This window comes from Intestinibacter sp. (assembly GCF_051866655.1).
Classification (GTDB): domain Bacteria; phylum Bacillota; class Clostridia; order Peptostreptococcales; family Peptostreptococcaceae; genus Intestinibacter.
This window is the reverse complement of the sequence record NZ_JBJDXL010000132.1, coordinates 1-6,161: the sequence shown is the minus strand read 5'-3', so window position 1 is coordinate 6,161 and position 6,161 is coordinate 1. Positions and strand designations below refer to the sequence as shown.

The 6,161-nt window shown below is 34.3% G+C and carries 6 protein-coding genes; 5 read left to right on the top strand and 1 reads right to left on the bottom strand.

Annotated elements, in window-relative coordinates; genetic code table 11:
• Positions 1 to 518, top strand: a 518-nt coding sequence (locus ACI3VO_RS03745; protein WP_439756641.1) for a single-stranded DNA-binding protein, incomplete at its 5' end; no start/stop codon positions are given.
• Positions 519 to 544: 26 nt separating this feature from the next.
• Entirely contained in the window at positions 545 to 1,339 is a 795-nt protein-coding gene (locus ACI3VO_RS03740; RefSeq protein WP_439756640.1) for an N-acetylmuramoyl-L-alanine amidase, read from the top strand.
• A 596-nt stretch (positions 1,340 to 1,935) separates the two neighbouring features.
• On the opposite strand, the gene ACI3VO_RS03735 is transcribed toward ACI3VO_RS03740, so the two are convergent.
• Positions 1,936 to 2,979, bottom strand: coding sequence for a hypothetical protein (locus ACI3VO_RS03735; RefSeq protein WP_439756639.1), 1,044 nt, complete (start codon positions 2,977 to 2,979; stop codon positions 1,936 to 1,938).
• Positions 2,980 to 3,257: 278 nt separating this feature from the next.
• Between ACI3VO_RS03735 and ACI3VO_RS03730 the strand changes: the two genes are divergently transcribed.
• The 3 genes from ACI3VO_RS03730 to ACI3VO_RS03720 all read left to right on the top strand — a co-directional run bounded on the left by ACI3VO_RS03730 (position 3,258) and on the right by ACI3VO_RS03720 (position 5,990).
• On the top strand, positions 3,258 to 4,814 hold the full coding sequence (locus ACI3VO_RS03730) for an InlB B-repeat-containing protein (RefSeq protein ID WP_439756638.1): 1,557 nt from the start codon (positions 3,258 to 3,260) through the stop codon (positions 4,812 to 4,814).
• A gap of 255 nt (positions 4,815 to 5,069) precedes the next feature.
• Complete coding sequence (locus tag ACI3VO_RS03725; protein WP_439756637.1) at positions 5,070 to 5,789, top strand: ion transporter; 720 nt, start codon at positions 5,070 to 5,072, stop codon at positions 5,787 to 5,789.
• A gap of 18 nt (positions 5,790 to 5,807) precedes the next feature.
• Entirely contained in the window at positions 5,808 to 5,990 is a 183-nt protein-coding gene (locus tag ACI3VO_RS03720) for a Mu transposase domain-containing protein (RefSeq protein WP_439756636.1), read from the top strand.
• The last annotated feature ends 171 nt before the right edge of the window (positions 5,991 to 6,161 follow it).

Below are 6,161 nucleotides of genomic sequence, written 5' to 3'. Positions count from 1 at the left end.
TATCAAAATTCACAGTCGCAATCGACAGAACCTACAAAAAAGAAGGAGCCTCAGTCACAGACTTCATCCCAATAGAAATATGGGGCAAAAAAGCCGAATACTGCGCCACTTACCTAGGCAAAGGCTATCTAGTAGCAATAAACGGAAATCTGCACATAGACAAATTCATAGATAGCACTGGCAACAGCAGAAACTTCGCAAAAGTAGTCGCAAGCTCAGTAGTCAAGCTAAACACTCCAAAATCAGCTCAAGACACAGCAAACACCACAGCAACAGATGCAGCAAACGCCACAGCAACTTGCGATACTACCCCTAGCGAAAACTTAACAGAATGCACAAACGACGACGATCTCCCATTCACCACTAACTCCACAACAAACGCAGCAAAATCACCACAACCAACAGAATCGCCACCGAACAAAATATCTTTCAAAAAATTCATATTCAATAAAATAAATTTGCTAAAATCAAAATTGAAGGCCTTGATTTCAACCTTCAAAACCAAACAAATAAAATAAAGCACTACAAATAAGGAGGAATAAAAATGATAAATAAACCAAAAATAATCGAAAAATGGCAAAAAAGAAACAAATACGGAAGACCAGGGACTCCCCTAACAGCCAAAAAAATCGCAATACACTACACCGGAAGTCCAGACGTCCCCGGCCACAAAACTCTCTCATACTTCAACAACGTCGTCGCAAACGGCCACAAAGTAAACGGCAAATTCGTCTACGCATCTGCCCACTACATAATCGACCTCGATGGCACGATCTACCAGCTGATCCCAACGACCGAAATCTGTTACGCAACCAACAGCGCCAACTCCTACGCCATCGCAGTAGAAGTCGCAACAACAGGCGCGGACAATCACTACACCGATGCAACCTACAAAAGCATGGTCTGGTTATGCGCATGGTTGTGCCAGTACAAAAAACTCGACTGCCAAAAAGACATCATAACTCACACAGACGTAGTCGGCAAAAATTACAAACTATGCCCTATTTACATGGTCAAAAATCCGGACAAAATGCAGCAGTTCAAACAAGACTGCCACAACCTAAAAGAGGGCAAAATCCGCGTAAGCGACATAACAAACTGCACAGCCGAAGGCTCAGTCAAAATACCAAAAATGATAAAAGTCATCCAAAACGTAAACTACAGAACAGAGCCAAATTTCAAAGCAACAAGCATCGCTGGCGAAGCCACACCCGGCCAAATCTTCACAGTCGTAGACCTGATCACAAAGTCCGAAGCAAACATGTACAAACTAAAATCAGGCTTCTATATAACCGCCAGCAAAAAATACGTCGAAGAATTTATTCCTAAAAAGTTCTAGCCAACTCGCTAGAACTTTTAAAATGCTACAAACCTCTAAGCCCCAATTCTCTTCCCAATCCACATCCCAAGCGAAGCTTCCTCCTCTCAGCGCAGTCCCATCTTCCACCCCCATATCCATATCCACAATTCATCCTTTACTCTACACCTAGTAACCGCCCCCCATATGATTATATTTAACAACTTTGTGTTGATGCTCTGCACCACTCTTCCCACTTTTATCCAAATATACATTTCCACACTTATAACCCTTAATCTCCTTTTTTAAGACATCCCTATAAAATTTCATTTCTTCTATCAATTTCACTTTCAAACCCTGAATTATATATTTTTTTATTTGATCCTGCTCAGATCTTACTAAAAAAACTATATCTTAATCACCCAAATCAGCCTTATTTTATTTCCAACGGTTTGACTACTCTATACCTGTATCACAAGGTTGTTAAATATAATTACAATGGTTCAAACTTATTTTATATAGGATAATTTATATTAGATAATTGTATTTCATATAATAAAATTAATACATTAAAAAGTGAAATTTTTCATCAAAAAACTCCAGTCACACATTTGACTGGAGTTTTTTACCGTGAATTTTTAATTACTTGAAGCCTCTTCTCTCAAGCTTTTTACAATGCTTTCATCTAATTCTAATTTCTCTGATATTGTCTTGTCATCAAGTACATCTAAAAGCTTTTTCGCATTTTTAATTTTTTCCATATTTCTTCCTTTTTCAACACCTTGTTCGATACCTTGTTCGATACCTTTCTCAATACCTTGTTTGATACCTTCTTCTATTCCTTGTTTGATGCCCTTTTCAATTCCTCTTTTTTCAACTTCTGGATCATATAATGTTTTTGTCATAATAGTCACCTCTTCCTCTAATCTATCATCATTTAAATAATTTCTATTTAAATATTGGATTAAGTTGTTTACTGCTAATAACATTTTATGAAAATCTTCACCTAAAATTTCATGCTTATCGAATAAATCCTTCGATTCATTTGAAATTCTCTCAGCCAAATCTCTAGCCGTATACGACAATTTTTTTATCATATGTATATCATTTTTAGATTGTGCCTTTTTAAGTTCTTTTCTCAAATTGAACAACTGAAGCGGTATAAGCGGATACATCTTTTTATTTATCAAATCTTCATCCGTAAACTCCCAATATTTCATGACTCCAACACTATATAAAACCACCTTATCATCTGGAAAAACTATATTTAAATCCAGCGAATCCTCGATATTTTTATTTTCCTCAAAGAAAATCACCTTCTGCTTAGGAAAATAAATAGTCTTAATGCCATTTTTTGCATTTAAAATAGAGTTCTCAGCTGCCTTTTTAAATCCATATTCAAACATTCTAATGACCATTGTGCTATCATTTTTCGTCTGAAATTCCAGATGAAAATACGCCTTCTTGCCATTAAAATCACCTATCTCAAAAAATTTATCTCCTATAATTATATCGAAATTTTGTCCTATAAATTCGTTATTAGCAATCGATATACTAACTTCATCTTCTCTGAAATTCTCATCAAAGATTCCGTTCAAAAGGTTTATTAAAACCTTATCTGATGTTGAAAATAGAGATTTCAAAATCTCATCTAAATTAACCTTGTCATTAGCGATTTTCAAATTTCCACCTTCTTTCTTCTATTATAGATTATAAACAGAAGTAAGTAAATTTAAAACTCGCAATTTTTTCCATCGCTTGTAATAATAACGCCAGAAATATTAATCACAAAGTCATTTAACATATTCACAATGACCTTCACCTATCCACCTCAACATTTCACTAAATTAACTATATAACCAATCACACTTTGTTATATAATACTATTATCACAATAATTTTTCTTTCAATAAATAAAGAGGATACAAAATCAAAAAAATAAAAGGGGGAAATTTCAAACATGAAAAAACTTACCAAAAAGTTTGCAGCATTATTTCTGGCATTCGCACTTATCATAAGTATAATGCCTCTAAATGCCTACATCTCTTACGCCGAAACATTAAACTCTAACGAACTAAAAACTGACACAGTAACCTACACTAATCCTGCTTACGAAGGCTTAGACATAAAAACTTACTCACCTAAGCCATACAATTCACCTAGTTTACTAAGTGAAACCGAAACATTTGATACAGTTGAAGAAGCAGGCGAATACCTAAAAGAACAAATGATAGCTAGAAACGGCACTATAACCTTCACTATCAACCAAACATACTCTAGCGAATTATTTAAAGCCATTTTCAACGAAGCCGTAGAAGACAACGGTTATGGCGATTCAAGTGCAGGCGATTACCTATACTGGAACTGGAGCGGCTACAGCGGTAATGCAAACTACACAAGTACTCAAACAACATTAACCTACTATATGGAATATTTAACTACTTATTCACAAGAACAAGCAGTCGACAAAGAAGTAAAAAATGTATTAGACAGCCTAGACGTATACGACAAAGACACATACCAAAAAATATTAGCCGTACACGACTACATAGTCCAAAACATAGATTACGATTACTCACTACAAAATCACTCTGCCTACAACGCAATAATAGACAAAAGCGTCGTTTGCCAAGGATTTTCTACCATAACATGCAAAATGCTAAAAGAGCTAAACATAGGTGTCAGACTAATTACCGGTCCAAACCACGCATGGAACATCGTAAAATTAGGCTCATATTGGTACAACACAGACAACACATGGGATGAAAATACTTCTACCAGCTCTAACATAAGCTACAAGTATTTCCTAAAAGGAAGCACCGATTTTATCAACCACACAAGAGATTCCCAATTTGACACAGCAAGCTTCCACGAAGAATACCCTACAGCAACATCAGCTTACAAATACGATCCATCAGTAACTATTACATTTGACCCAAACGATGGTTCCGACTACTTAATCGAAAAAACTATAAGCAAAGACGAAGCATTAAACTATACACCTACAGCCCCAACAAAAAAAGGCTACACATTTATAGGTTGGTTTGAGGATGTAAACGACATAACTACAGAATATAAATCAGGCTCAAAATACACAGAAAACATCACATACAAAGCAAAATACGCACACGTTGAAATGCTCGGAGCCCAAGTCAAAGCAATAGTAGACGACAAAAGCGGCATCAGATTCGGAACAAAAATTTACGACGACGGCGACAAAATAATCGAAAAAGGTACCCTAATACTACCAGCAAACCGATTATCTGAAGGCGAATCCCTAACTCTAGATACTCCTAACACAGCCAGATCCATAGCAAAGGCACTATACGAGGAGAACAAAGAAGAAAATTACGTAGTCTACCTAGGAACTATAATAAACATACCTAGAGCCCAATTCGCAACACCTATGACAGCAGCATCTTACGTAATTTACCAAGACAAAGCCGGCAACGAATACACAGCCTATGCCCCTTACAAAAACGGCTCAACAAGTGTAAATAATTTATTAGGCATATAAATATACTATCCCCAGTCGATATCCAGCTGGGGATATTTTTATTATAAAACCCATGTATATATACCCCAAATTATATAATCTTTTTATTTCATCCTGCTATCCTTTTCTTAAAGGAGGGATAGCAATGATTCTAAATTTAATAGGACAAATCGATATATATAGATGTTTTAAATAAAAAAATCACATTATAATTAAATTTATGGTAATATAGTCTATATAGAAGAAACCTACTTATGGTAAAATGCTGGAGGAAAAATGAGGAAAAAAATATACGATATTATTGAAATTACAGAAAAAGAATCTAGATTAAGTTTAATTTATGATAAATTTATGATTTTATCTATTATAATAAGCATCATTCCTTTATGTTTTAAAAAATCTAGTTTATTATTTTTTTTAATTGATAAAGTAACTATTAGCATCTTTATTTTTGATTATATACTTCGTTGGTTTACTGCAGATTATAAATTTAAAAACAATAAGCCTATTATAGCATTTTTAAAATATCCATTTACTTTATATGCTATGATAGATTTATTATCTATCTTACCATTTCTTACATCTCTTAATGAAAGTTTTAAATTATTTAAGTTATTTAGAATCAATAAAGCTTTTAGAGCTTTTAAAGCTTTTAGATTATTACGTTATTCTAAAAGTTTTAATTTAATTTTATCTGTTATAAGAAAAGAATATAAATCACTTATGATGGTTGGAATTTTAGCAATAAGTTATATTTTTATATTAGCTTTAATTATTTTTCAAGTTGAGCCACAAAGTTTTGAAACATTTTTTGATGCTATTTATTGGTCTGTAGTAACTTTAACAACTGTTGGTTATGGTGATATATATCCTATAAGTGATATAGGAAGAATAGTTAGTATGATTTCTTCTTTTATGGGTATAGCTATAATATCTTTGCCAACCGGAATTGTTACTGCTGGATATATGAGTGAATTAAATAAAAAAAATAATTAAATTACAGGTGTACCACCTATGTTGTTGTTTCAAACAGAAAAGGAATACCTGCATCCTTTACCAGATAATTCGATTATACAATCACATATGGATGAAAGGTTGACCGCCAAAGTCCATAAAGATGGTCTAATCAATTACAGGAATTGCAAGTATTCCGTCCCAAGCAAATACATAAAACCGATCAAATCTTCACAATCGTAGACCTAATCCCAAGCCTCACCCCAAGCGAAGCTTCCCCTCTCCAAGCGCAGCTACATCCCATCCCCGATGTGATTCCTCCTGATCATCCCATGTAATTGCTCCCATCACCCCGTATGATTATATTTAACAACTTTGTGTTGATGCTTTGACTACAACAACTCAACACATCTA

Excerpts from the sequence above, each read along its gene's own strand:
- ACI3VO_RS03730 (WP_439756638.1), top strand. The coding sequence starts at position 3,258 with ATGAAAAAACTTACCAAAAAGTTTGCAGCATTATTTCTGGCATTCGCA.
- ACI3VO_RS03725 (WP_439756637.1), top strand. The coding sequence starts at position 5,070 with ATGAGGAAAAAAATATACGATATTATTGAAATTACAGAAAAAGAATCT.
- ACI3VO_RS03720 (WP_439756636.1), top strand. The coding sequence starts at position 5,808 with ATGTTGTTGTTTCAAACAGAAAAGGAATACCTGCATCCTTTACCAGAT.
- ACI3VO_RS03740 (WP_439756640.1), top strand. The coding sequence starts at position 545 with ATGATAAATAAACCAAAAATAATCGAAAAATGGCAAAAAAGAAACAAA.